Source organism: Leptospira vanthielii serovar Holland str. Waz Holland = ATCC 700522, assembly GCF_000332455.1.
GTDB lineage: Bacteria > Spirochaetota > Leptospiria > Leptospirales > Leptospiraceae > Leptospira_A > Leptospira_A vanthielii.
The window spans coordinates 148,426-173,900 of the sequence record NZ_AOGY02000024.1 but is presented as its reverse complement, the minus strand read 5'-3'; the positions used below and the strand labels follow the sequence as shown (position 1 = coordinate 173,900).

Annotated in this window: 23 protein-coding genes; 6 read left to right on the top strand and 17 right to left on the bottom strand. The window is 39.9% G+C overall.

Annotated elements, in window-relative coordinates; genetic code table 11:
* Window positions 1-8 precede the first annotated feature (8 nt).
* The 7 genes from fabG to cmk all read right to left on the bottom strand — a co-directional run bounded on the left by fabG (window position 9) and on the right by cmk (window position 5,988).
* Window positions 9-770 carry a 3-oxoacyl-ACP reductase FabG gene (gene fabG, locus LEP1GSC199_RS05035; protein WP_002978342.1) on the bottom strand — a complete coding sequence of 254 codons (762 nt, stop codon included), beginning with the start codon at window positions 768-770 and terminating at the stop codon, window positions 9-11.
* Window positions 771-846: 76 nt separating this feature from the next.
* Window positions 847-1,869: a phosphate acyltransferase PlsX gene (gene plsX, locus LEP1GSC199_RS05030; protein WP_039926126.1), complete on the bottom strand. Its 1,023-nt coding sequence runs from the start codon at window positions 1,867-1,869 to the stop codon at window positions 847-849.
* A gap of 5 nt (window positions 1,870-1,874) precedes the next feature.
* The gene (rpmF, locus tag LEP1GSC199_RS20710; RefSeq protein WP_015679024.1) at window positions 1,875-2,075 is read right to left on the bottom strand and encodes a 50S ribosomal protein L32; all 201 of its coding nucleotides are present in this window, start codon (window positions 2,073-2,075) and stop codon (window positions 1,875-1,877) included.
* A gap of 67 nt (window positions 2,076-2,142) precedes the next feature.
* Window positions 2,143-2,757, bottom strand: coding sequence for an ATP phosphoribosyltransferase (gene hisG, locus LEP1GSC199_RS05025; RefSeq protein ID WP_002978542.1), 615 nt, complete (start codon window positions 2,755-2,757; stop codon window positions 2,143-2,145).
* A gap of 3 nt (window positions 2,758-2,760) precedes the next feature.
* Window positions 2,761-3,507: a tetratricopeptide repeat protein gene (locus LEP1GSC199_RS05020; RefSeq protein ID WP_002978469.1), complete on the bottom strand. Its 747-nt coding sequence runs from the start codon at window positions 3,505-3,507 to the stop codon at window positions 2,761-2,763.
* A gap of 4 nt (window positions 3,508-3,511) precedes the next feature.
* Window positions 3,512-5,215: a 30S ribosomal protein S1 gene (locus LEP1GSC199_RS05015; protein ID WP_002978138.1), complete on the bottom strand. Its 1,704-nt coding sequence runs from the start codon at window positions 5,213-5,215 to the stop codon at window positions 3,512-3,514.
* Between the two features lie 20 nt (window positions 5,216-5,235).
* Window positions 5,236-5,988: a (d)CMP kinase gene (cmk, locus tag LEP1GSC199_RS05010; protein WP_039926122.1), complete on the bottom strand. Its 753-nt coding sequence runs from the start codon at window positions 5,986-5,988 to the stop codon at window positions 5,236-5,238.
* A gap of 142 nt (window positions 5,989-6,130) precedes the next feature.
* Between cmk and LEP1GSC199_RS05005 the strand changes: the two genes are divergently transcribed.
* Window positions 6,131-7,663 (top strand): histidine kinase dimerization/phosphoacceptor domain -containing protein, encoded by a 1,533-nt coding sequence (locus LEP1GSC199_RS05005; protein WP_002978455.1) that lies wholly within the window; start codon window positions 6,131-6,133, stop codon window positions 7,661-7,663.
* Here the strand turns inward: LEP1GSC199_RS05005 and LEP1GSC199_RS05000 are convergent.
* From LEP1GSC199_RS05000 to LEP1GSC199_RS04990, 3 genes are all read right to left on the bottom strand, one after another.
* On the bottom strand, window positions 7,644-9,242 hold the full coding sequence (locus LEP1GSC199_RS05000; RefSeq protein ID WP_002978221.1) for a hypothetical protein: 1,599 nt from the start codon (window positions 9,240-9,242) through the stop codon (window positions 7,644-7,646). The genes LEP1GSC199_RS05005 and LEP1GSC199_RS05000 overlap by 20 nt on opposite strands.
* 112 nt (window positions 9,243-9,354) lie before the next feature.
* Window positions 9,355-9,780 (bottom strand): hypothetical protein, encoded by a 426-nt coding sequence (locus LEP1GSC199_RS04995; RefSeq protein ID WP_039926158.1) that lies wholly within the window; start codon window positions 9,778-9,780, stop codon window positions 9,355-9,357.
* Between the two features lie 135 nt (window positions 9,781-9,915).
* Window positions 9,916-11,037, bottom strand: coding sequence for an AraC family transcriptional regulator (locus tag LEP1GSC199_RS04990; RefSeq protein WP_002978431.1), 1,122 nt, complete (start codon window positions 11,035-11,037; stop codon window positions 9,916-9,918).
* A gap of 263 nt (window positions 11,038-11,300) precedes the next feature.
* On the opposite strand from LEP1GSC199_RS04990, the gene LEP1GSC199_RS04985 reads away from it, so the two are divergent.
* Complete coding sequence (locus LEP1GSC199_RS04985; protein ID WP_002978306.1) at window positions 11,301-11,939, top strand: slr1658 superfamily regulator; 639 nt, start codon at window positions 11,301-11,303, stop codon at window positions 11,937-11,939.
* Window positions 11,940-12,007: 68 nt separating this feature from the next.
* Here the strand turns inward: LEP1GSC199_RS04985 and aroA are convergent, their stop codons facing one another.
* Window positions 12,008-13,294, bottom strand: a complete 1,287-nt coding sequence (gene aroA, locus LEP1GSC199_RS04980; RefSeq protein ID WP_002978438.1) for a 3-phosphoshikimate 1-carboxyvinyltransferase — start codon at window positions 13,292-13,294, stop codon at window positions 12,008-12,010.
* Window positions 13,295-13,381: 87 nt separating this feature from the next.
* On the opposite strand from aroA, the gene LEP1GSC199_RS04975 reads away from it, so the two are divergent.
* Both LEP1GSC199_RS04975 and LEP1GSC199_RS04970 read left to right on the top strand, forming a co-directional pair.
* Window positions 13,382-15,919: a cyclic nucleotide-binding domain-containing protein gene (locus LEP1GSC199_RS04975; protein WP_002978250.1), complete on the top strand. Its 2,538-nt coding sequence runs from the start codon at window positions 13,382-13,384 to the stop codon at window positions 15,917-15,919.
* Between the two features lie 38 nt (window positions 15,920-15,957).
* Entirely contained in the window at window positions 15,958-16,860 is a 903-nt protein-coding gene (locus LEP1GSC199_RS04970; protein WP_002978480.1) for an NAD(P)/FAD-dependent oxidoreductase, read from the top strand.
* On the opposite strand, the gene LEP1GSC199_RS04965 is transcribed toward LEP1GSC199_RS04970, so the two are convergent.
* The gene (locus LEP1GSC199_RS04965) at window positions 16,861-17,547 is read right to left on the bottom strand and encodes a hypothetical protein (protein ID WP_002978376.1); all 687 of its coding nucleotides are present in this window, start codon (window positions 17,545-17,547) and stop codon (window positions 16,861-16,863) included.
* An 83-nt stretch (window positions 17,548-17,630) separates the two neighbouring features.
* Here LEP1GSC199_RS04965 and LEP1GSC199_RS04960 point away from each other — a divergent pair, with 83 nt between their 5' ends.
* Window positions 17,631-18,035, top strand: a complete 405-nt coding sequence (locus tag LEP1GSC199_RS04960; RefSeq protein WP_002978534.1) for a hypothetical protein — start codon at window positions 17,631-17,633, stop codon at window positions 18,033-18,035.
* A 6-nt stretch (window positions 18,036-18,041) separates the two neighbouring features.
* Entirely contained in the window at window positions 18,042-18,533 is a 492-nt protein-coding gene (locus LEP1GSC199_RS04955) for a hypothetical protein (RefSeq protein ID WP_002978476.1), read from the top strand.
* Here the strand turns inward: LEP1GSC199_RS04955 and LEP1GSC199_RS04950 are convergent.
* From LEP1GSC199_RS04950 to trpB, 5 genes are all read right to left on the bottom strand, one after another.
* The gene (locus LEP1GSC199_RS04950) at window positions 18,530-19,015 is read right to left on the bottom strand and encodes a tetratricopeptide repeat protein (protein WP_002978281.1); all 486 of its coding nucleotides are present in this window, start codon (window positions 19,013-19,015) and stop codon (window positions 18,530-18,532) included. The genes LEP1GSC199_RS04955 and LEP1GSC199_RS04950 overlap by 4 nt on opposite strands.
* A gap of 62 nt (window positions 19,016-19,077) precedes the next feature.
* Window positions 19,078-20,967 (bottom strand): 1-deoxy-D-xylulose-5-phosphate synthase, encoded by a 1,890-nt coding sequence (gene dxs, locus LEP1GSC199_RS04945; protein WP_002978188.1) that lies wholly within the window; start codon window positions 20,965-20,967, stop codon window positions 19,078-19,080.
* 7 nt (window positions 20,968-20,974) lie between these two features.
* The gene (locus LEP1GSC199_RS04940; protein WP_002978375.1) at window positions 20,975-23,302 is read right to left on the bottom strand and encodes an adenylate/guanylate cyclase domain-containing protein; all 2,328 of its coding nucleotides are present in this window, start codon (window positions 23,300-23,302) and stop codon (window positions 20,975-20,977) included.
* Between the two features lie 90 nt (window positions 23,303-23,392).
* Window positions 23,393-24,193 carry a tryptophan synthase subunit alpha gene (gene trpA, locus LEP1GSC199_RS04935; RefSeq protein WP_002978161.1) on the bottom strand — a complete coding sequence of 267 codons (801 nt, stop codon included), beginning with the start codon at window positions 24,191-24,193 and terminating at the stop codon, window positions 23,393-23,395.
* A complete protein-coding gene (gene trpB, locus LEP1GSC199_RS04930; protein WP_002978528.1) occupies window positions 24,190-25,380 on the bottom strand; it encodes a tryptophan synthase subunit beta in 1,191 nt (396 codons plus the stop codon). The genes trpA and trpB overlap by 4 nt, the downstream gene beginning before the upstream one ends.
* Window positions 25,381-25,475: the final 95 nt, after the last annotated feature.

Sequence of the window (25,475 nt, the reverse complement as noted above, 5' to 3'; positions counted from 1 at the left end):
TTAAAATCTTAGTGACCGCCACCTGGCAAAAATCCACCACCATTGATATCTAAAACATGTCCAGTGATAAAGGAAGATGCATCAGAGGCAAGGAAGGCAATTCCGTTGGCGATGTCTTCAGGAAGACCCGCACGTTTGAGTGGGATTGCTTGCACCATACCATGTCTGATATTTTCAGGGATTGCTTCTGTCATTTCAGTAGCAATAAAACCTGGAGCGATCGCATTACAACGTACCTTTCTAGAAGCCATCTCAAGAGCCACAGCCTTTGTAAAACCAATGACCCCTGCTTTGGATGCAGAGTAATTTGTTTGTCCAATGTTTCCGTTTTCACCGGAAATAGAGGAAAGATTGATGATTGATCCACCATTTTCTTGTTTCATCATCACTTTGATTGCTGCTTGTGTACAGAGGTATGTTCCAGTAAGGTTTACTGCAATCACTGCATCCCACTGCTCTTTTTTCATTCTCATAAGGAGAGTATCACGAGTAATCCCTGCGTTATTCACGAGGATGTCTACAGTTCCAAATTCTTTTTTTGCCGCATCAATTAGTTTTTGTGCATCTTCTTCAACAGAAACATTCGCCACTACAGCAATTGCTTTGTAACCTTTGGATTTTAATTCTTCCGCAGTAGCACTCGTTGCTTCTGGGTTCATATCTGCTACAACGATGTTGGCTCCAAGAGAAGCAAGTTTCAAACAAGTTGCCTTTCCAATTCCTCTTGCTCCACCTGTTACGATGGCTGTTTTTCCTGATAAACTAATCATTTGGTTTTTTCCTCTTCTTTCCTAATTCCTAAAATATTTTCTAAATGAAATGAATCTAAATGAATCCTATTTATGTTTAAACTGAATCACTCAAAAGAGTTTTATATTCGCTAAGTCTTGTTCGAATCCGATCGTTGATTCCGTGTTTGGCGCACTCGGCAATGACCCGAACGGCATTTTTCACTGCCAATGCATTAGAAGAACCATGACCAATCATACAAATCCCTTCTACACCAAGAAGAAGGGCACCGCCATATTCCGCATAGTCTAAACGTTTTTTCGCAGCCGTAAAGGTTGATTTTAAAAGTAAAGCACCGGTTTTTGCAAGGCTTGAATGTCTGATAGAATTCTTTAAAACATTGAATATGGATTTTGCAAGTCCTTCTGTTGCTTTAAGAACAATGTTCCCGATAAAACCATCACATACAACAACGTCCACTTCTCGGCCGCCACCATAAAGATCGCGGCCTTCTACGTTTCCAACAAAGTTGAAAGGGATTTTTTTTAAGAGATCAAAGGTTTTAATAGAAACGGTATTTCCCTTTTTGTCTTCTTCCCCATTGGAGAGGATTCCGACTTTTGGGTTTTGGATTCCAAAAAGTTCGCGGGCATAAATTTCACCCATCAAAGCAAACTGTGCTAGGTATTCGGGTTTGCAATCAACATTGGCACCGGCATCTAACAGAAGCACAGGTGGTCCTTCCTCTCGTGGAATATGCGCAGCAATGGGAGGTCGCAGAACGCCTGGCAGACGACCAAGGTGTAATAATGCGGCGGCCATAGTAGCACCTGTGTTTCCCGGAGAAAACACACCGATACATTCTTTATCTGCTACTAAACGAACTGCTTTGACTACGGAAGAATCCTCCATAGCGCGGACTGCTATCGAAGGAGAATCATTCATACCGATGATTTCAGTAGAATGAATGACACGGATTTTCTCTGTGTCATAATCAAATTTTAACAGGATATCGAGTAACTCTTGTTCGTCGCCGACGAGCGAAACCGACAGTCCGAATTCTCGTACTGCCATCACTGCGCCCTCGACGATACCTTCAGGGCCGTAATCTCCGCTCATCGCGTCCACGGCGACCCACATAACGGTTAGTTATCTTCGGTCGTTTTTTTAACTTTTTGAGCGACTACGAGTTTTCCCTTATAAAAACCGCAATAAGGGCAAACACGGTGGGACAGAACAAATGAACCACAATTGGAACACGGGTTTAAGTTAGGTTTGCCTATCGCGTGATGGGCTCTTTTCGTTCTAACTTTCGATTTTGATTTACGTCTCTTTGGGACTGCCATGGCTATCCTCTATGGAATTATAACTGGTTTTTACTATGTTTTGGAAAACGAATGTGAAAACAATATTTTAATTTTCTAGGCTCTCGATAAGAGACCGTAATTCGCTGTGTTTGTGATAAAAAGCGGAGCGATTGCATACCAAACGGGCTGTACTGTATAAAATGGACTCAAATTCCTTCAGTCCATTGGCTTTTAAGGTCCCACCAGTAGAAACTAAGTCCACGATGCAATCCGAAAGACCCACAATGGGTGCCAGTTCAATCGAACCATAGAGTTTGATAATCTCGCAAGAAATCCCTTTTTGGAAAAAATATTCACGGGTTAGATTCGGGTATTTGGTAGCCACACGAACTTTGGAACGTTTGGCAAAAAGATCAAAGTCAGGGAATGAGGCAAGGGAGAGTCGACACTCCCCCAGTTTCAAATCTACGGGAGCAATCAGGTCAAATCCCCCTTCACGAAGGATATCCCAACCTACAATTCCGGCATCGGCTGCAGCTTCTTCCACATAGGTGCAAACATCTTGGGATCTGACAAATAAAAGGCGGAGGCGTTTATCTTCGGAGACAAAGGTGAGTTCCTTTGAACCCTCGGATGGCAAAGAACTTAGCCATCCTTTGGATAACAAAAGAACTGCAGTTTCTTCGGCAAGTCTACCTTTCGGAAGAGCCAAAGTCAACATAGGTTAATTTTTCCCGAGTTTGAGGAGTAAATAACTAGAAAGGAGTTTTACATCTTCCCCAGATTCGGCCACGTCTAGTTTGACTGCTTTTTCTAGATACTGTTTGGCACCCGTCTTATCCCCGTTAAGGTAAGACAATCGGCCTGCTTGGTAATAAGACCAAGCCTTAAATCCATTCAGTTCTCTTGCAGGTTCGATCACAGCCGCAGCAATCTTATAGTTTTCTAAAGACTTGGCGTTATTTTTTTCCCGTTCTCGGTAGTTGCCAGCAATGTAAAAATAAAGGGCTTTGATTTCTTTGGGAGTATCAATTTTTTTAGCAGCATCTTCCAGGTAACCGGCAGCTTTTCCGAATTCCCCTTTTTCCGCATAAAGTTTAGAGAGATCTTTCCAAACACGAAGTTCCATTTTACCGGTACTTTGGTTTTGTAAAAACGCTTCCAAACTTTGGATTTGAACATCAAGTCCCACTTTTGATTTTTGGTGGGTGAGTTTCAAATCTTCCAGTGTCACCGTTTCTTTTTCAAAAAGATACGCACGGTATTCGAAAAATCCGATGATAACAGCTAACACAACAATAGCGGAAGCAAGACTGATAAATACAGACTTACGATTTCGTGCTAAAAAATGTGTAAACTTTAAAAAAACGAGTTCTGCTTTGGAACCTTCAAAATCAGCGAACTCATCCTTTTGGATGAGTTCTGCTTGTTTCTTTTGTTCGATTGGGTTTTTTTTATGAAACTTATCCATGGACCTATCGGTTTTGGTTTAAATTCATAAAAGAACCGATGGATTCACGAGAAGGTTGGTTGTCTTCTTTCATGTATTTAGCCATCTCTTCACGTTCCACTGCTTTATCAAAGTCTTTGATAGAGAGAGAAATTTTCTTATTGTTAGGTTCAATTTTAACAACAACTGTGCGAACAGATTCGCCCACTTTGTAAAGATCTTCTAACTTAATGTTACGACCGTCTGGAATTTCAGAAATGTGAACCAAACCTTCGTAACCTGGTTCTACTTCAACGAACACACCAAAACTTACAATGGATTTCACACGACCTTCTACAAGAGTACCCGGTGGGTATTTTTTGCGAAGAGCTTCATAAGGGTGTTCAGAAAGTTGTTTTAAACCACAGCTGATACGTTGTGCATCTAGGTTCACATCGAGAATTTTGTACTGAACCGATTGGCCTTTTTTGAGGAGATTTAACGGATTTTTTTCTCTTTCGTCCCAAGTAATGTCGGAAATGTGAATGAGTCCTTCGATTCCACTTTCTACTTCTACGAAAGCACCGTATTTAGTGATTCCAGTGATTTTACCTTCGAGCACGTTTCCGGCACGAACGTTAGCAGAGAGAGCTTCCCACGGGTTAGGGAGTAATTGTTTGAGGCCAAGAGACAAACGTCTTGCTTCAAAATCAATATCCAAAATTTCAGAATCAACTTCTTGGCTTTTTTTCAAAACATCTTTTGGATGTGGTGGTTTTTTTGCCCAAGAAAGTTCTGTCGTATGGATGAGTCCTTCCAATCCTTCTTTGAGTTCTACGAAAGCACCGAAGTTAGTAAGAGAGGTTACAATTCCTCGCACCACCATACCTTTTTCGAGTTCTTTTTTAGCCCAAATCCATGGATCTTCATAAAGTTGTTTGATCCCGAGGGATAGTTTGTTATTTTCTTTATCTACTTCGAGAACGATCACTTCAACTTCGGCACCGATGTTAAAGTATTGTTTGAAAGGAGCAAATTTTTTATAAGAAATATCGTTTTGGCGTAGAAGTCCAACTACATCGTAAACAGAGAGAAAAACGCCAAAGTTGGCGATTTTTACCACTTTCCCGTTTACTTTATCTCCGACTTTGACTTTGCCTAGGAGTTCTTCCCACTTCTCGCCATTGATTTCGTCGAGTAGTGTTTTGCGAGAAACCACACCGGTTCTCGTTTTTTCATTTAATTCAATGATTTTGAAGGAAAATTCTTTTCCACCTTCTGTAGATTCTTTGAATCTTACCCCTACGTGGGAGGCAGGAAGGAAAAGTTGGATGCCTTCGCTTTCCACGAGGTATCCTTTGTTTTTGACTTCACCGACAATTTTACCAGAAAGTGGGTATCCGTTTTGACTTGCGTCTTTGATGGTTTCCCAACCAACTCGTTGGTCCGCTTCTTTTTTGGAGAGGACACAGTATCCGTCGACCCGCTTTTTAATGATCGCACTGACTTTCTCACCGCGTTTTGGCGTTTCTGAGAAGTCTTCACGAGAAACACGAGCTTCCAATTTCTCTCCGATATCGAGGAAAACAGTGTCACCAATGACATCGACTACAGTCCCTTCAATGAGGGTACCTTTTCCTGCGGAGTTTTCTTGTTCTTGTGCTTGTGACTGCGATTCCCACTTCTCTAATAATTCGCCGAAGGAAGAAGTGGTCTCATTTTTGGGGGAGGATGGGTTGGTTGAATTCAATGGTTACCGGGATACAAAACTTAGATTTGCCCAGAGGATGAAACCTTGGACAGGATAGTATTTAGGACAGTTTCCGTGTCGAGGGTGCTCGTGTCAATCAGGATTGCGTCCGAAGCTTGTTTGAGGGGGGCCACAGTACGGGTAGTGTCACTTTCGTCCCGGGCCACAATCTCGTCCTGAATGTGTTTTAGGTCAGCTTTAAAGCCTTTTGTGACTAATTCATCATATCGGCGTTTGGCACGCACTTCCACAGAGGCGGTCAGAAAAAATTTAAATTTTGATTTGGGAAAAACTTCTGTCCCGATATCACGCCCATCCATGACCAATTTATGGGTTTTTGCGAATTCGCGGATATGGTGGTTTAGAATCTCTCGAAAAGCTCGCCTTGGAGCAATGTAACGAATTTTTTTTGTGATCTCTGGATCTCGGATTTCATGGCTTATGTCTCGTCCGCCTAAGAACATCAAATTTTCACCAGTCGAAGATAGTTCACAGTGTACGGGAATTTTGGCGACGGAAAATCCAAATTCTGATTCGTCCTTTTCGAGTAGGCATGCATCAGCCAATTTTTCGGTGTAAAAAGGAAATTTAGACTCATCCTCTTTAGTTTCCAAAAACCTTTCCCATATAGCAAGCGTTAGCGCCCTGTAAAAAGCCCCCGAATCTAAGTAAAGATACCCAATTTTATGGGCGATCATACGTGCGAGCGTACTTTTTCCTGACCCTGCTGGGCCATCAATGGCTATTACGTTTTCTATGTTCAGAGTGCTCATGAGTTTATATTCTAATGGTAGAACAGGAATTAATTTCGTCCAGAGGAATTCTTGTAACAAACAAAGGCTAACTCGTGGTAAGCGATTTTACCTTGACATGTTTTTTTCCTGCATATCATCATTGGAATTCGACGGGGTATCGGTGAAACTTAGAAATCGCAATCTGGATCCGGAACGAATCGCCGACTTCGAATGTTTCCGAAGTGGAATTCTAGAACTCATCGTCAAAAATTCACCCTTAAACGACATCTTAGTGGAAATTGTCCAAGGGATTGAAACTCTAAACCCTTCCATGATCTGTACTGTGGTTCTCATTGAGAATTCAAAAATCAAAATAGGAGCTGCCCCTTCCCTTCCCAAAATTTATAACGAAGCCATTGAGGGTGTGCCCATCGGACCCGAAGCGGGTTCCTGCGGTACCGCAGCGTATACTGGCAAACGTGTCATTGTAGAAGATATAAGAACAAGCCCCCTATGGAAAAACTACAAAGACATAGCACTAAGTGTGGGGCTTGCTTCCTGTTGGTCGGAGCCTATTAGGTCGCATACAAACGAAACCATTGGCACCTTTGCCATTTACCACCACGAAATCGCAAGCCCCAATGAATTTGATATCTTTATCATTTCCGAAACAGCCGACCTCGTCAGCATTGCTATTGAAAAATCCATCATCTCAGGCAAACTCACGGAGAGTGAAAGAAGGTTCCGAGATTTTTTCGAAAAAAATTCATCGGTAATGTTAATCATTGAGCCAAACTCTGGAGAAATCATCAATGCCAACCAAACGGCCGTTCAATTCTACGGATACCCGCATGAAATTCTAACAAAAATGAAGATCGATGAGATCAACATGCTTCCAGATGAAGAAGTAAAACAAGAGAGGATACGTGCACTCTCCGAAGAAAGAAGTTATTTTTCTTTTCCACATAAATTAGCAAGTGGAATCATCAAACAAGTAGAAGTATATTCAACTCCCATCGAAACTAGCAATCGCCATCTATTATTTTCCATCGTCCACGATGTTACGGAAAGAAAAATTGCAGAAGAAAAAGTAAATTCTCTGCTTTCCGAAAAGGAAATGATCTTAAGAGAAGTCCATCACAGAATCAAAAACAACATGACGATTTTGTTCAACCTACTTGATCTGCAGGCAAAATCACAAAAAGACGAAGGACTCGCAAACTCTCTGAAAGACGCAACTAGTCGCATCAAAACAATGTCACTCCTCTATGACAAATTGTATTTAGGGAAGGCTTTCCACGAACTGCGGTTAGATGAATATCTTATCCCTCTGACACAAGAAATTATTTCATTATTCCCTTATCAGGCAAAATTAAATACAGAAATCGTAAGTGCCCAGCTAACCGCCGAACAATTACAGGCGATAGGAATTATCACCAATGAACTTCTTACAAACAGTTTAAAGTACGCAAGGGATCCATCCAAAGAATTAGAAATTCATATCAAAATTTGGAAGGAAGAAGAAGATTTCCACTTATTCGTAAAAGATAATGGAAAGGGATTTGATTCTCAAATGGCTAATCCCGAAAACCTGGGATTTGGGTTGACCCTGGTTAACATGTTAACCAAACAACTCTCCGGCAAACTCACCTTTAGCGGGAATGCCGGTGCAGAATATCATATAGTGTTTCCAGTTAATAAAACCCGTCATTAAATAGAGGAAAACTATATTGAAATCTTTTTTTGGAATTACCAAGATAAGCAAATTCCATCCGGATTTTCTCAATACGACTAACATCAACACCACTATCTAAATACAATCGTATTTCTTTCTCCATAGTTTTCCTGTAAAAATAATATTCCTTTATGTGATTGTACATTTTGAGATATAAAATTTGATTTTCTTCCGTTAGTTTGGGATTTGGTTTGTCCGCACTTTGACTTGCAAACCTCAACTTCCCATTCAGAAAATGTAAGTTAGACTGTAACAAAAAATTTGTCGGGTTTGATTGGTCAATTTGGATCACCATAGGAATTTTTACTTGGTTACAATTCCAATAGAATCGAAGAGTAGGTTCTTGCAAACTTACATCATTCCAAAAAAACTCCATTTCATTCTTAATTTCACAGAACTCGTTAGACTTTTCATCAGAGTTAGGAACTTTAACAGATGTTTTTGGGAACAGAGAAAAAACAATTTTTTTTCGACTGTATTGGGAATACACTCCATGCGGAATCCAAACCTTTTCCTCCAGTTTTAGAACCATTTCGGTAGCTGCCTCTTCCCCATTTCTTTTTTTAAGTTCCTTATGAAGAGATGTAGAAAGAGTATTAATAAACTCTGGGAAAAAACGATCCCCCGCATTTGTTTTTGTTATGGCCTGAAATATTGTAACGTCTGCTAAATCATTTCCGACTAGTCGCCTATACTGCCACAACAGGGAAGGAATGAAGGCAAAATCTTTTTTAAAATCAGATTCAATGGATGAATCATAAGAACCTACCTCGCGATCTAAACGAAAAGAAGAGACTAAGAGTTGGCGTTTAACCTCCTCACATGTTTTATGAGTGTACAATTCTGGATGGTCGAGTAATGAAGCCGCATAATAATCCGAAATTCCTTCGGCAAGCGAACGGCCAATGGCATTATTCCCCAAATACTTCCCGGTGATCAAATGTGTATATTCATGATAAATGGCATCGGGGCAGGTTGCCGTATCAATGATTCGTTCAAAAGCAAATGTACTAAAAACAGGAATATCCCATTTGGGCGCGAACCACAACTCACTATTCCAGTTGCCATTAACTTCCGAAGGTGGAATGGTTAGGGCAGTATTCTTAAGAAAAACTTTGGAATCAAAATATTCAGTCGGTGAATACGCGTAAGGTGCATCTACTCTAACAACTACTCTTGGATGGAATTCTGTAATTTTGTCTTTCGATCCAGAAGAGAGGGCTATTGTTTTCCATCTGGATTCGACTTTACGCAATTGGTATCCCAAAGTTAAATACTTCAAATTTCCTTCCACTTGTTCTAAGGAGATTGGCGTATGTTCTAATCCTGAATGGATCGCAAAATTTTCTAAAATATATTGGGTTTGGGATTTAAGACCAAGCTCTTCCCAAGTTATGTTTTTATGGAGAAACCGTTTACTGTCTCCTTCCCAATCCAAAACTTGATTTTCTTTTTTTACTTCTGAGTATAGGCTGAATCCAGAAATTAATGCAAAAATAGAAAACAAGGTGTAGGTTTTTTTTATCCAATCATCTTTGCGAAGTTTTTGGTTTTTCATTTTTTATATACTCTATTGGTTGTATTTTTACAAAGAAACCTTGTTTCGCATCTTTTAATATATGGATAGAAACAAGGTTCTTACGTTTTTGTATCAGCTTAAACGACTAGGACTATAATCCAAGTCCTACAGAATCATACATTCCACCGATAACCACATTACTGAGTCCACCTGCATGAATCACCAAACCAACAACTGCAACCACTGTAACGGAAGCCATAACGTTTTCTAAAACTTTGAAGTTTGTTCCATGTAGGTAGTTTCCTGTGGATTGTTTCAATTGGATGGAAGAGGCAATCCGATCCAAGTCTTGGTCGAGTGTTCCTGCAAATTCAGCATTTTTAATCTCTCTACTGATGCGAACAAACTCTGCTGGAGTGATATGAGCTTTAAGATACTCGTTTGCTTCTTTGGTAGTCATTCCATTTTTTGCCAACACTTTTGCTGCTTCTCTTACGCTCATTTGGTTACTTGGAGCTGCAAATGCTGCTTGTGTTACAAATGCTAATGCTAATATGAAACTAATTTTCTTTTTCATGGGATAGTCCTTGGAATCAAATTTGTTTGTATGTAATGTTTCAAAACACAACACTCAAACTTGAATCCATCCTACTACAAAAAAGAATCCGAATCGTCTGATTCGATCGAATGGGAAATAAAACTACGACCGGATTTATCGAACTGGATGTTTTTTCAGTATTTTTTCTCTGTATTCTCTGGGAGTGGCCCCTGTTTCCTTTTTAAAGGCCTCATTAAAAGTAGATTTAGAACCAAAACCCACATCATAAGCAATTGCAAGAAGAGACCTTTCTGGTTCTTTTTCAATTTTTTCCTTAGCTTCTTTCACTCGATAAGAATTTGTATATTGGTAAAAACTCATTTTGATTTCCATATTGAGAAATTCAGAAAGTTGGTGGGAACTCAAACTCATTCGTTCGGAAAGTTCACGAAGGCTTAGTTTTTCTTCTTGGTATATCTTTTCTATTTCAAACAGATCCTGTAATTTTTTCCGAACCAAGTTACGGTCGAGTTTGGAAATTTGAGATATCTTTTCTTTTTTTTCTTCTTCTACAATTTTGCGAACTTCCAAAAAGAAATCAGGATAGGTCTGCCTAAGCACATATAAAAAACATAAAAAAAGTCCAATAGCAATTCCTGACAATTGATGGGCGACCTGACCACCAAAGGCCAATGTTTTTAACCCATTCAATGATAAAGCCAAACAAAAAATAACAATAAAAAGTCCGATTTTTAATGTATAATTCTTTCGAAACGTACTCCATCGAATCTGTTTAGAAATCCTTCCAAAAATACGGAGCATACACCAAATATAAATCAAAATGGTGGGCAAAACTAAAAACAAAGGTCGATTGTGGAAGGGATTCACATCAACGTTATGATTTTCTAGATAATAACTTTTGTTTCCTAAATTCCAAATTAGAATGAGAACAAGTAAAAAAACCAAGGGCACAATCCGGTAGGAAAGTCTACGAAAAGAACGAAATTTTCCTTCCAAAACTGTGAGAAAGTATTCATCAAGTAACACACCCAAACAAGCCACAACCGGTAAATCAGTGAGATACAAATAATACAACGGTTTGATATTCTCTGAAGAAATTAAATAAAAGTTAAATAATAAGTAACTAGTTCCAAGGAAAATAATTCCGAGTAGGATTTGTTTCCTGTTTTTATGATAACTAAAAAATTCCCCAATCGCATATAAAAATCCGAGCAAAGACGAAAACAAAAGAAAGAAGTTTAAGAATTCATTGTAATTTTGAAAGGAAGAAGACATTGATACACCAGTTAATAACACACGAAATGGGATTATTTTATCTATTTAGACTAGAAGTAACATATATCCTAGGATGACTACTATTCATTTTCATAAAGGAATGAGAATTTATTTCCAAACTATTTAACACAATTAAAGAAAATTTCGAACACAATTTGTCCGATTCGATCGAATCGGTTTTTTTTATAAGTAAGAATGGATCTAACCAGACGACCGTATCTTCATTCTAAGGTATCCTATATTCGTTAAGAGGTAATCAATCCATGTCTTTTGTCAGTTTAACATCAGTAAAGTCGACTCTCCCCAAAAAAAACAATGACTACACTCACCCGAACGATTATACAAATGAAATATCATTATTAATCGAAAGAACCAATTTTTTATTAGAACAAAAGGTATTCTTCCATAGCCATCTTTCCATTTCTGTATCTTCGGCGGACATGACATTCTATTGGAAGAGGTGTGATGTATTATCCAACTTTATATCTCAGTTTTATTTTCATTCTTATGAATCAAAAAGGTTAGATAAAAATGCAATTTCTACAATCATCAATGAACTAGTCGAAAATGCAGCGAAGTATTCCGATAAAGAAAATAGCAAAATTTATATTGAAATCAAAGACTTAGGGACAGATCTACGTTTAGAAGTTAAGAATCGAGTGACTCCTTGGATGAAAGCAATCTTTGAAAATAAAATTCAAACAATCCAAGAAGGAAATATAAACCAATTGTATTTTGATGCTTTAGAATCACGGAACAACGGAAGTGGATCGGATGGGATGGGGTTGCTTATATTATTAAAGGATTACCAATTAAAACTAGCATACGAATTTACGAAAACAGAAGAACTAGATTTTGATCTGACCATTCGGGTTCATATCCCGGTAGAACCTGGTAACTAAAATTCCAGTTAAAAAATCCCAGGCCTTTAGTGACTTCCGATTCTGATTGTGAATCGTTTTGTTATTTTTTAAAACGATTTTAGGATTTCAAAAAATCCTGGGAAACTTGTGTCCACCCAACTTGTATCGTCAAACGTAAGTTCTACGCTAGATAGTTTGGAAAGAATCGCAAAACTCATGGCGATCCGGTGGTCCATAAAAGTTTCTATGGCACAGGATTTGATTTCCCCTACTTCTCCAAACTCGTATCCATCTTTAGATTCGTTTACAATCACACCAAGTCTTTCCAAATTGGAAACCATGGACTGGATTCGGTCCGATTCTTTGGCCCGCAGTTCTTCCGCATGTTTAATCTCAAATCCACCTTCAGAAAAGAGACCCGCAATGGTTAAAATAGGAATTTCATCAATGATAGAGGGAATGAGATCTTCAGTAATAACGGACCTTTTTAGTTTTGAAGGATAAACAAGTAAATCCCCAATCTCTTCACCACATTCCTGACGTTTGGCGGTCACTTCAATTCGCCCACCCATATTTTTTAAAACGGTTAAAATTCCCACACGAGAAGGATTAAGCCCAATATTTCGAATGAGAAGAGGTTCACTCCCCCCCGCACAAAGACCAAAAACAATATAAAAAGCAGCACTCGAAATATCGCCAGGAATGACAAACTTAGCACCAGTAAAATGATAAGGTGGTTTTACAGAAAAATGCACTGGGGAATGGTGTTCGATATTTCCACCCAAAAACCGAATCATATTTTCCGTATGGTCACGGGAAACTTCTGATTCTTTGTATTCGATGGAAATCTCAGAAGCCAATGCTGCAAGGACAAGTGCACTTTTGATTTGTGCGGAAGCAATAGGACTTGTATAAGAATAATTTTTTAGTTGTTTTCCCATCACACGAAGGGGAGCACGATCATTGCCTTCCACAGAAACTACATCGGCACCCATTTCCCGAAGTGGGTTCATGATCCTTGCCATCGGTCGTTTACAGAGGGAAACATCTCCTGTAAGAGTGGCCGTAATTTGAGGAAGTCCCGCAAGAAGTCCTGCAGACAGACGAATTCCTGTCCCCGCATTTCCGAAATCCAAAACGCCAACAGGAGATTTTAAGTTATTTTTCCCTGGGCTTTGTACGGAATAACTTCCTTTTCCCATGGGTTCGACTGAAAGCCCTAAACTAACAAAACAATTTAAGGTATGAAGAGGATCTTCTCCTTCCAAAAAACCATGAATTTCCGATTTTCCTTGGGAGAGTGCACTAAAGAGAACCGACCTGTGGGAGATGGACTTATCTCCAGGGACATAAATTTCTTTTTTGTTACTTAATTTGATTTGGGGCTGCAACATGTTGTATTTTTCTAAAAAGTATTTTGCAATTTGGTGCTTCTTTAGTAGGTTTTGACGTAAACCAACGTTTCACAAACGAACAACCAAATGCCTCTAGATACCAGTAAAAATAACCAAAAGATCCCAGTCAATCCAGGTGAAGTCCTTTTCATCGGAGGCAAAGCCTCGACTTCCATGAACATCCTACATGAAGGATCGGTTCGAGTAGAAACCATTCTCGGAGATACAAGCATTGTTCTCTATAGTTTAGAAGGGGCAAACCTAACACCAGGTATCTTTGCTCTTCTAGAAGGAACCCCTTACCCTTATACTATTCGCGCCAAAACATCTTGTGTTGTGTCCACCTATGTGATGAACCAAACAAATGCAAAAAAAACGCTCACATCCAAAGTTTCGGTGGGTGTCATGGCCGTGCGAACCCTACTCAAAGAAATTGGGGAACTATACAAACGAGTCCTCTCCATCAAAGGCCTTGCTTCCAAATTCGAACAGACCATGGACAACTTGGGTGCAGTGTATTATATCCTAAACCCTTCCATCTTTTCTGATGTAGCACCAGGGGCTCTTATTACTCGAGATGAAAATATAATTGATCCGGTGATGAAACTCATTCGAAACAATTTGGCGGGGTTCCAAGAACATGGAGGAATGCTTCCCGACAAACCCACAATCAACTTTTTAGAAGAAGACCATGGTGAGTTTTTCGAACGAAACTATAGCGAAGCGGTGGAATGGAACGATGCCGAATTTCATTTCATCAGAAAAATCCTTTCTGTGAACCCAAAAATTTCGCAGGCCCTATTCGAAGCAGACCCGACTCTATTACAAAGTGCCGCAGAAAGTTATGTAAAAACCTATCGAGAATTATTCGAATTATTAAGCAAAGAAACGAATGAATTATCAGAAATGATGAATACTATGTTTGTTGGTGAGAATGCTCTGATTGAAAAATTTAATTTAACTTTGGATTTATTCAACACAGGTTATTCTACGATTCCATCCACTGTTTTGTTACCAGTAACAGAATGGGCACTCAAAAAATCAAAATCCTTGTTAGACGAATACAAACAGATATTTGGTTCTCCTTATGCGACAATCGGGAATAGTATAGACAAACTAGAAACTAAACAAACAGAACTCACTGCCAAATATGGCCACGAACTTTCTGCACAAAAAAATAAGGAAGAAACTGCCTCACAAGGAAGCGAAACTATCCATGCAGGGATCGATACCAAAGCTCTCAAAATGGAACTTTTGAACTCGGCAAGCCAAATCCTAAACTATTCACAAGTAGATCCAGAATCGGTAAAAGAGTTTTCCACCCTTATGGTAAAACTTAAATCCTTTAAAAACCCTTTGGATCCAGAGCCAGACAATCGCAAAATCAGACGGACCATTGCCAAAACGTATTGGGAAGTGTATAAAAAATCTTTCTCAAAGTGGTTACAGTCTGGCAAACAAGCGCCCAAGGCCGTAGAACTTATGTTACGTTATGGTTACTTTGATGAAAGTCTCCTCGACGAAGGTCATATTGTAGAACTAGTGGGTCGGTTGTACCAAGGTGGTGGAAATCCTAGCGCTCCCATCCACTACGGAACCGATTGGCTTGAAAAAATCTATTCACGAGAGGTCCCCACTTCCGTCGACGAACTAGGACAAACATTCTTTGAAAAACTCAAAATGGATCTCAAAGATTCCGGAATTAAATCAGAAAAAGACATCCCACCAGATTATGATACAGGAGAAGCAAGGCTTGGATCAGAAATTTCCTCCATGTATGAACCTAACGTTCGTTTAACGTCCGGTAATATTGCAAGCCACTTTCCTATTTTAACAAAATACCATATCACGATCCCTTTGGAAAAATGTTTTGTTTCTAAAGAGGATGTAGAAAAAGCACTCCAATATATCTTAAGTGTAGACTACACTGCGTTCAACCGAGAAGTCATTTACCGTAATGAAGAGATTGGAATTAAAAGCGAATTTGTCCAAAGGTCTATCATTCCAGACTTCATTCTTGTGCCTTCCATCGGACCCAAAATCATGATGTGGCAAGACCTTTCCATTTTCCGTGGTGCGGGATCCAAAGAATCTAGAGGTAGGATTTGTATCCCTCATTTTGTTACAGGAGATTTAAAAACTTTTATGTTGGAAGCCATAGCCGCTTTCCGTTGGGAACTTTGCAAAAATACACTTGGTCCTGATTGGAACAACGTCGGAATCCCATCCATTACAGCGGATTACACGGATTATGTGCAGTTCTTTAAAAAAAGTAAAGATCTTTCACCTGAACTCAAAGAAAAAATTTCCTCAGAATTCAAACGTTTCCGTACAGACCGCGACAAATTCGCTTATGACTACTCTATGTGGATTCGGTATGAAGCAGAAGGTGTTCAAAGGGTCAACCGTGTGGTTCGTTCCATCTTCTATCGCCATATCCCATTCCATAAGAATATCCGAGAAAAGGTAAGTTCACAACCAGCTTATTCAGAACTACACAACCGATTCAAAAATGTTAGGACTCGCCAACATAAGGAATTCGAAAATAAATACAAAAAGTATATGGATGCGAGTGGGAACCTACCCAAAGAACTTTATGAGAATTTAACTTTTTACGAAGTTTAATCCTTGCCAACTTCCATAGATGCAACATAATTGCATCTATGGAATCCATTCAAAAAGTCGATATAACCATTATCGGTGGAAGTTTTTCCGGACTTTCTGCTGCTTTATCCTTAGTTCGGTCGTTAAGAAAAGTTCTTGTTATCGATTCCGAAAAACCCTGTAACGCCAACACTCCTGCCTCGCATAACTTCACCACTCATGATGGAAAACCACCAGGTGAAATTCGGACTTTGGCACTCAATGATCTAAATCATTATCCTAACTTCCAACTAATGATCGGCGAAGTTTTATCAATAGAAAAAGTGAAAAGTGGTTTTTTACTCCGAGGAAATGGATTCACAGACGTTCAAACTGATAAAATTATTTTTGCCACGGGCCTTAAAGATGTTTTACCAGATATTCCTGGATTTTTTCCCTCTTGGGGCAAATCAGTCATCCACTGTCCATACTGCCATGGTTATGAAAACATTGGAAATACAACCGGACTTTGGATGAATGAAGATGGCATATTCGAACATTCTAAATTTCTAAATCACTGGTCAAAGGAATTGACAGTGTATACAAATGGACCCATCCAATTTTCTAAAGAAGAAAATTCCAAACTTGAAAAAGAAGGAATCAATATTGTTTCAGAAGCTGTGAAAGCGTTGATTCATGTGGAAGGACAAATCTCTGCGATTCAATTGGTATCTGGAAAAAAAATCCCGATCCAAGCACTGTACGCAAGACTCCCCATGGTCCAACACTCAAAACTACCAGAACAACTTGGTTGTAAACTTCTGCCCAGTGGGCATATCGAAGTATCAAACTTTTATGAAACAAGTGTGCCGGGAGTTTGTGCAGTTGGAGATATGGCTTCTATGTTTCGATCCGTGGCACACGCAGTCCACTCAGGTAACATCGCCGGAGCGATGCTGAACCGCTCAATGATCCTGTCTTAACTAAACTTCTTCTACGAAATATGGTCTTGTGTATTCTCGGACAATCTCAACCACAAAACGGCCCCAGGATTTGGGGTCTTCTTGGGAGATGTTGACTTGTTTGATTTTTGGGAAATAAGCAGTGGGTTTGAAAACGGTATGAGTGAGTTCTAAAGCCCGGAGGTAGTTATCCAATCGTTTTACTTTTACGAAATTGATAATTTCGTTTTGGATTTTTTCTTTTGGTAAAAATCCAACGATGATCATTCGGGGAAAAAGGTTTTTTTTGAGGAGAACGATGAAGTCTTCAAAACTATCCACACGGTCGATAAACCCTTCGTAAGCACCACCCCCCAAGTTCATGATCTGGGTCACAATATCCATGGAAAAGGAAACCCCTTCCATGGTGGACATATCAGAAATAATGACAAGACCCTCGTCTGGTTGGAATACTTTAAACATATCAACGCCCTTAAAGTGGCGGCGAAGAAGTTTTGCAGCGGATACATCGATTTCTTGGGCTTTGGCGAGGAGAACCTTACCTTGAGGGTCGAGAATGGGGTCACGAGTGATGAGATACCGTTTTTTCACGGCATTTTGGTTCATGACTCGAAAGGCCTTTACTTTTTCCTCGATTTCATCCAAGGTTGAGTAACCAATCTTAAGTACATTTTCCCGTTTGCGTTTCCCGATGTCTGTTTCTTCCATGAAAGCTTGGTGCCTAAATCTTTGTATTGCTTATCCTATGGCAATTCTACCAATGTATAGCATATTTTTGTCTAAGGAATAGAATGAGGTTTAATTTTTCCCTATTTCCGCTAGTCTTACTTGTAATTGGTTGTTCTACGGTAGATTTTATCCCAGAACCTGATTACAGGCCAAATGATTCCCGTTATAAGGTGAAATCCTGGGAGGAAGTTGAAATCCTCCGCGAACGACCCAAACGGCTCTTCAAAATCGTTGGTGAAGTTGTCGTTCGAAATACAGAAGATCTTATTTGGGATGATTATGAACCAAGAGTCAAAAAAGATATGTTTCGTCGAAAGATAGACGGTGTTTGGATGACGGAAAAAAACCAAAACACAGTTGATTCGGTAACCGTGGAAACGATGGACCAAAAAGGTCGTTCGACAAACTCTTACTTACAAAAATCGAACCTTCCTTTTTGGAAGGGTTATGCTTATAGGTACAAATAAAATTGTATGCCAAGAATCTTCGACTCTGAAATTTATATATCACCAACGGATGAATGGATCTTTCGAGAAAACAAAATCGACAAAGAAGAAATCCTACAATACTTCCGTAACAATCTTCATGGTAACGAAAAAGGTGTTTATATCGAAAATAAATTTGGAGACTTAAGCGAACATGGATACATTCGTATCGATGGATTTCCATGCCATGTCCTCCATGTAGAACTCACCAATTCAGAAATGGTATTCCATACCGATGACGGAAGGAGTTATCCTTTTGGTGAATTTGAAATTTATGAAACAAGTGATGGGGGACTACTCGGTTTAAGAACTTTGGAAGAAAAAATCAAATACAGATTCACTTGGAATGCTGCAAGAGAACTTTCAGATCATTTAGTAGAAGAAGCTGGTGTCACCTATTTAGAATGGAATGATGTAAAAATGGAAGTTCCTATGTATATGGGAGAGATTTTAGTTCCTCTCCCAACAGACTATACTTAATTCGAAGGAGCTTCTTCGTCGGATTTTAATTCCCGCCAAAGATCGTTGGCTTCAGAAAAATCTTTCTTTAGAGTCAGAGCTTTGTGAAGGTATTGTAAGGATCTTTCCGGACGATTCCACAACTTATACAAAGTAGCAAGGTTAAAATAAGAAATATGTGGGGCATCATTTCGTTCACAACGAACGGATTTTTTAAGCCAATACACGGCTTCTTTATCATTGCCCATACGCAACAAAAGGACGCCAATTTCATTACAAGGATTGCCGTATTCATGGTTTAGGCTCACTGCTTTATAATAAGAAGTTAGGGCATCACTCCATTGGCCTAGGGCATTTTGTACTAAACCTAAATAAAAATAGGCTTCTTCGGATTCTTCCAATTCTAAACTGGAACGAAGTTGGAATTCAGCTCGGTCTAGGTCACCGACTTTGAAATGGTCTTTTGCTAAATCTAATGAAAGTTGGAACGAACTAGAAGACAATGAGATCCTCGCACTTTTCTTTCATTTTCGGATGTCTTAAAAAATATCAGTAAAACTAATTTTTATTTTTTTAAGGTCTGTGTTAATTCATCCGCAATTTGGGCCGCTGTCAGTCCGTAATGATTCAAAATCTGATTCCTTTCCCCATGGTGAATGGGTTCTGGTGGCAAAGCGAAGGTTTTTAAGAACTTACTCAAGAGATTTGCTGGAATCTCATTCAAAAGAAACCCGGATGCACCTGCATGGATGTAACTTTCATCCAAAATCACAAACCGTTTGTTCTTTTGAATTTGCCCATGAACCAGATCTCTGTCATAAGGCCGTAACCAAAAAAGATCCACAACAGATACGCCGACCCCTTGTTTTTTAAGGATCTCTGCAACTGAATTAGCAATCGGCAACATAAATCCAACGGATAAAATGAGTAAGTCTTCTCCTTCACTTACAAGTCGTCCTTTTGCCTTCGTTACCGGTAGCGGCGAATCAAACTTTAACTCGCGTAAGTCGCCGTTATCTTTCGGGAATCGAATGGCAATCGGATGTTCCGTATAGTCCTTCATAAAATGAAGGCTATCGATGATGTCTTGGGCAGAACTCGGAACAATGATGTCCATATTAGGAAGGCCAGCCAAATACCCAAGATCGGAAAGACCTTGGTGGGTTTCCCCGTCTGGACCGACAATCCCTGCTCTATCAATCACAAACCGAACAGGTAAATTCATAAGGGATACATCTTCTACGAGTTGGTCCATGGCCCTTGTAAGGAATGTGGAATAAATACACATAAAAGGTATCGCACCACCACTGGTCATTGCGCCAGCAAAGGCAACGGAATGTTGTTCGGCGATCCCGACATCGAAGGTATGTGACGGATAAACCTCTTGGTATTCACGTAGGCCCGATCCTTCAATCATTGCAGGAGTGATGACGGCAATTCGTTTGTCTTTGTCTGTTAAATCGGAGAGAGTTTTTCCAACAATTTTAGAAAGGCCGATTTTATTCGAATCGGAAGAAGCCATTTTCCCCGATTCTTTGTTAAACGGTGTTACACCATGGTATTTGATAGGATCGGCTTCTGCTGGTTTGTATCCTTTCCCTTTTTGGGTTAATACATGCAAAAGGATGGGGCCTTGGATTTTAGAAAGATTTTGTAACATCTGAACCACGCGGTTTACATCGTGTCCATCGATCGGTCCAAAATAAGTAAATCCTAAATCTTCAAAAAGTCCACCGGGGCGCATCATAAAATGTTTAAAAGAGGTTTCCATATTATGAGCAAGCGCCTGCAAAGCGGGACCGATAAGAGGAATCCATTTTAAAAAACTATAAAATGCCGTTTTACCTTTGTTATAGATTTGTGAAGAAATGATTCGGTTGAGATAGTTAGAAATGGAACCCACATTTTTGGAAATCGACATATAGTTATCATTCAAAATAACTAACATATTCGGTTTGATATGGCCTCCATGGTTCATGGCTTCGAGTGCCATTCCTGTTGCAATAGAGGCGTCTCCAATCACAGCGGCAACTTTATAGTCTTTTCCAAGTAGGTCGCGGGCACAAGCCTCGCCAAGTGCTTGGGAGATCGAAGTTCCGGCATGACCTGTGTTGTACAAATCGTATTCAGACTCTTCTCGTTTGGGAAAACCAGAAAGGCCCAACCACTTACGAACTGTAGGGAGTTCTTTTTTACGACCTGTAAGAATTTTATGCGGATAGGTTTGGTGGCCCACATCCCAAATGATTTTGTCTGTTGGGGTTTGGAACACATAGTGGAGAGCGACGGTGAGTTCTACAACACCTAAGTTACTGGCAAAGTGCCCTCCCACATCGGAGAGGGTGTCGATGATGTATTCCCGAAGGTCATAGCAGACCTTGGGGAGTTCTGCTTCTGTTATCTTTCTAAGGTCTTCCGGAAATTGGATTTTGTCGAGATAGGGATAAGATGGCATGTAAACTTCATGTTGCCGCCTTTTGGAGAGGCCGCTTCATTTTCTCCATATCTTCTGGGTTTGTGATTCCAAGCAATTCGTAAATCCGGACAGGTTGGGTTTTTCCTTTTACTCGCACTAAATCGAGTTCTCTTGTGACCACTCGGTCTTTCACTTTTTCGTAAGTATACTCAGAGATAATCACATTTGTGGTGTACATTTTATTGGACCCTTCCAACCGCGATCCTAAGTTGATTGTGTCTCCCATACAGGTATATTCCATCCTGTGAGAAGAACCCATGTTCCCTACAACGGCTGGGCCAGAGTTCAGTCCGCAACCAATATCGATCACGGGAACGTTTCGTTCCGCCCATTTCTGTTGGAGGATTTTTAAATAATCTAACTGCACAAGGGCCGCCACACAAGCATAGTAAGCATGGTCTTCCAAAGGAACGGGGGCTCCCCAGAATGCCATGATCGCATCTCCCATATACTTATCAATGGTTCCCTTGTATTCAATGATGATATCCGTCATTGCCGATAGGTATTCGTTCAGTAACTTCACCAAATCTTCTGGACCCAACTGTTCGGAGATGGTAGTAAACCCTCGAACGTCGGAGAAAAAAATAGTGATCTCTCGTTTGGATCCACCCAGAGCCAAATTGTCAGGGTGTTTGAGAAGTTCATCCACAACGTCTTTTGAAATGAATTTGGAAAACGTTTGGCGAATGTATTTTACGTTTTCTTCTTCGGTTAAAATTCTAAATCCGACGATGGCAACAAAAACCACAATCTGTTCTATCATAACCGATGGGAGAACAGTGATGAGATTGAAAGTTTGAAAAATATAGAGTGTTGCCACAACATAAAGTAACAATTGGGTTAACATAATTGCAAAACCAATATGAGTTTTCATACGTGGTTGCAAAAATCCAATCATCACACCAAGGCCTACATAAATGAGAAAAATCCCCCAGTTTGGTACAGTACCCAAAAAGTCTTGGTTTAAGATTGTATTGATTGCATGGGCGTGGTGTTCAATTCCGGACATATCACCAAACGGAGATAAGTGGGAGTCCTTCGATGCCCCGCGACCAGTTGCATAGTACATCGCAACGAGAAAGATTTTATTACTAATTTGGTTTGCTTCGAGTAACTCCGCATCCCAATCATTGGTGACTTCGAAAATTTCATTTTGTTTGAAGGAGTATCGTCCACCGACAAAGTTGATTTCCATTTGTCCTTCCCAGTCAATAGGAATTACAACTTCCCTCTTCTCATTCGGAACTTGCATCACATCTCTTTCTTCAAACTTACGTTCTTTTATGTTGAACTCTCGAATGATTTTTTTGGGGATGTTGGACAATTTGATATAATGTCCCATATTAACTACTACATCTCTTTGTACATCGATGCCGTAGTATTTACAGACAATGAGTAAGTCGATAGAAGGAAAATACTCTGTTTCTCTGTCTCTGCCTGAGTTATAAACCTTCACAACAAGAGGCATCTTACGATTCAAACCTGATTCATCTTTTTTTACGTTCGCAAAACCAAGACCAGCTGACAATTCGCTAATGGGTTCAATCGGTGGTTGCGGGAATTTAACCCAGGAAATACCACCATCATTTTCATCGATTACTTTTTTGATTTGGAATTGTCTCAGAATATCAATTCGTTTTTCTAAATTGAGAACCGCTTCTTTGGATTCCGCACTGACTTCCATAGGGTAGTCAAAGAGGACATTCCGGTTTTTTTGAAGAGCAGCTGCCATCTCTTCCGTTTGACCGGGTTTGTAATCTACGAAGAAAATATCGAACATTAGAATGTTGTTCGATTCTTTGAATGTTTCAATGATGTCGGCATAGTAACTCCAAGGTAGTGGCCAAGTTCCTTGTAGTTTTTCTAGAGATTCCGTTGTAATACCAATGATGTTGATATCCTTACGGGCTTTGGCGGGAGGTTGGAACTGAATGTATTCAATTCTACCAGTGTCCCCTTCACTTTCTGTTTTTGTGTTGGATCCGCGTAAAAATTGGAACCTTGTGGATACAGAATTTTCTTCCAAATCTTTTAGAGGTTGGAAGGTATTGACCAAGGTATACATAAAAATGGCGATCACATAGGATAACCAAATGGCACCTGACTTCTGTTTGTCTTTAGAAACCTTTTCAATGGTCTTATATACAAAGTAAGAAGAAGTAAGTAGGGTAAGTAAACCGCCGATAAGGAAGGAAAATTCGTATTCCCACCCTGTCATTACGACAGAAATGATCACACCGAGTGTTCCTAGTGCGGCAACGGTAACACTGAGATAGTCCAAAATCGAAAGCGATTTTGATTCTTTGTCGGACATAGAGCCTCTTTATTCGTTTGGGAATTTCCGACCATTTTCCCGAATTTTTTAAAGAGACTCAAATGTTTTTGATAGATAGGGGAAAAAAAATCAGGAAATCGATGTTCTGATCTTCGAAATGTAATCTGCCAATGCAGAAATGGCTTTGGAACGCTCCGAACCGTTTTCTTCAATGATTCTTTGGATGGCAGAACCGATGATGATCCCATCCGCATACTGTGAAATTTGGTTGGCTTGGTCTGGAGTAGAGATTCCAAACCCAGCACAAATGGGCAATTGGATGGTTTCTTTCAAAAACCGGATCCGTTCCTTTAAATCCACCGAGAACTCACGCCTCTCACCGGTAACACCAAAAGAAGTTACATAGTAAATGAAACCTGAGGATGTTTTGGCGAGAGCTTGGATTCTCTTTTTTTCGGAAGCAGGAGTCACCAAATGAATCAAATCCATGTCTCGGACTTTTAGTTCTCGAAACAAGGTTTCGCTTTCTGCAGTATCAAATGGCAAATCAGGAATCACAAGTCCAATGATCCCAGACTCTTTGGCACGATCTAAAAACTTGGTAATCCCACAGTGGTAGATAGGATTGAAGTATGTTAGATAGACAAGAGGAGTCTCTGGTTTGTGATCATGAATTGCTTTTGTGACACGAAAGAGTTCCTCAAAGGAAAAGGAATTCTTTAAGGAACGAGCCACTGCCCTTTGGATGACGGGCCCATCGGCAACAGGATCTGAAAAAGGAATTCCGAGTTCCAAAATATCAGCTCCATTATCTAAAATGGTTTTTCCAAATTCGATAGAGTCACTATAGTTTGGATCCCCTAAGGTAAAGTAAGGTATAAAAGCGGATTTAAATTTCCCACTATCAAATAAAGATTTTATTTTACTCATTTACTTCTTTCACCCAATAATCGCAAAACTTCCGTTACATCCTTATCACCCCGACCAGAAAGACAAATGATTAAATCCTTTTTCTTTCCAAGGTCCTTTGCCACATCCCGAGCCACATGGAAGGCATGGGCGGTTTCTAATGCAGGGATAATTCCTTCGATGCGTGTTACTTCCAAAAAGCAGTCTAATGCTTGTTCATCTGTCACCATACGGTAATCGACTCTTCCCGTTTGTGATAAGTAAGCATGTTCTGGCCCTACTCCCGGGTAGTCTAGTCCTGCAGACACAGAATGTGCCGGTACAATTTGACCAAATTCATCTTGGATGATTAAGGTTTTTGTACCATGTAAAAAACCTGTTTTTCCATAGGTTAAAGTCGCAGAGTGTTCGCCGGGTTTTGGACCAAGACCACCAGCTTCGGCTCCGTAAATGGCTACATGTTTGTCTTTCAGGAAGGCATGAAACATTCCAATGGCATTGGATCCTCCACCCACACAGGCAACAATCGCACTTGGAAGTTTTTTGTTTTCTTTTTTAAATTGTGACTTTGCTTCTTTTCCAATGACTGCTTGTAAATCCCGCACAATCGTTGGGAAAGGATGAGGACCAATTGCTGAGCCAACAATATAATGTGTGGTAGAAACATTGAGTGCCCAGTCTCTCATCGCTTCGCTAGTGGCTTCTTTGAGAGTAGCTTCTCCTGCTGTGACAGGGAGGATTTTAGCACCTAACATCTCAATTTTTTTGGCATTGAGGTTTTGTCTTTGGACATCCACTGCTCCCATATAGACAACCGTTTCCATTCCAAACATAGCACCGACTGTTGCGGTAGCGAGTCCATGTTGGCCTGCACCAGTTTCTGCGATGATTCTTTTTTTACCCATAAAACGAGCGATGAGCGCCTGTCCGATGGCATTATTAATTTTATGAGCACCAGTATGATTTAGATCTTCACGTTTGAGCCAGATACGAGCACCTCCCCATTGTTTGGTGAGACGTTCGGCATAAGTAAGTGGACTAGGTCTTCCGACATAGTTCCTTAAATAGTATTCGAGTTCTTTTTTGAACTTTTTACTTTTCTTTAACTTTTGATAGGTGGATTCAAGTTCATCTAATGCTTCCGTTAAAATCTCAGGAGAGTAACGGCCGCCGAATTCACCAAAATATCCAGGTAAGTTTTTGCCCATATATCCCATCATGAAGGGATAGGGGAATATGAAAACTGCTTCTTTAGGTGGGGGTGGGGGTTTTTGGGTATAGATCCCCGCCCTGATTGAACTGG

Bases quoted from the DNA above. Each gene is read 5' to 3' on its own strand.
- LEP1GSC199_RS04940 (WP_002978375.1), bottom strand. From the start codon at position 23,302: ATGTCCGACAAAGAATCAAAATCGCTTTCGATTTTGGACTATCTCAGT.
- trpA (WP_002978161.1), bottom strand. From the start codon at position 24,193: ATGAGTAAAATAAAATCTTTATTTGATAGTGGGAAATTTAAATCCGCT.
- hisG (WP_002978542.1), bottom strand. From the start codon at position 2,757: ATGTTGACTTTGGCTCTTCCGAAAGGTAGACTTGCCGAAGAAACTGCA.
- LEP1GSC199_RS05000 (WP_002978221.1), bottom strand. From the start codon at position 9,242: ATGAAAAACCAAAAACTTCGCAAAGATGATTGGATAAAAAAAACCTAC.
- LEP1GSC199_RS05020 (WP_002978469.1), bottom strand. From the start codon at position 3,507: ATGGATAAGTTTCATAAAAAAAACCCAATCGAACAAAAGAAACAAGCA.
- LEP1GSC199_RS04955 (WP_002978476.1), top strand. From the start codon at position 18,042: ATGCCAAGAATCTTCGACTCTGAAATTTATATATCACCAACGGATGAA.
- LEP1GSC199_RS04970 (WP_002978480.1), top strand. From the start codon at position 15,958: ATGGAATCCATTCAAAAAGTCGATATAACCATTATCGGTGGAAGTTTT.
- LEP1GSC199_RS04965 (WP_002978376.1), bottom strand. From the start codon at position 17,547: ATGGAAGAAACAGACATCGGGAAACGCAAACGGGAAAATGTACTTAAG.
- LEP1GSC199_RS04975 (WP_002978250.1), top strand. From the start codon at position 13,382: ATGCCTCTAGATACCAGTAAAAATAACCAAAAGATCCCAGTCAATCCA.
- fabG (WP_002978342.1), bottom strand. From the start codon at position 770: ATGATTAGTTTATCAGGAAAAACAGCCATCGTAACAGGTGGAGCAAGA.
- aroA (WP_002978438.1), bottom strand. From the start codon at position 13,294: ATGTTGCAGCCCCAAATCAAATTAAGTAACAAAAAAGAAATTTATGTC.
- plsX (WP_039926126.1), bottom strand. From the start codon at position 1,869: ATGTGGGTCGCCGTGGACGCGATGAGCGGAGATTACGGCCCTGAAGGT.
- LEP1GSC199_RS04985 (WP_002978306.1), top strand. From the start codon at position 11,301: ATGTCTTTTGTCAGTTTAACATCAGTAAAGTCGACTCTCCCCAAAAAA.
- LEP1GSC199_RS04995 (WP_039926158.1), bottom strand. From the start codon at position 9,780: ATGAAAAAGAAAATTAGTTTCATATTAGCATTAGCATTTGTAACACAA.
- rpmF (WP_015679024.1), bottom strand. From the start codon at position 2,075: ATGGCAGTCCCAAAGAGACGTAAATCAAAATCGAAAGTTAGAACGAAA.
- LEP1GSC199_RS04960 (WP_002978534.1), top strand. From the start codon at position 17,631: ATGAGGTTTAATTTTTCCCTATTTCCGCTAGTCTTACTTGTAATTGGT.
- trpB (WP_002978528.1), bottom strand. From the start codon at position 25,380: ATGGGCAAAAACTTACCTGGATATTTTGGTGAATTCGGCGGCCGTTAC.
- dxs (WP_002978188.1), bottom strand. From the start codon at position 20,967: ATGCCATCTTATCCCTATCTCGACAAAATCCAATTTCCGGAAGACCTT.
- LEP1GSC199_RS04990 (WP_002978431.1), bottom strand. From the start codon at position 11,037: ATGTCTTCTTCCTTTCAAAATTACAATGAATTCTTAAACTTCTTTCTT.
- cmk (WP_039926122.1), bottom strand. From the start codon at position 5,988: ATGAGCACTCTGAACATAGAAAACGTAATAGCCATTGATGGCCCAGCA.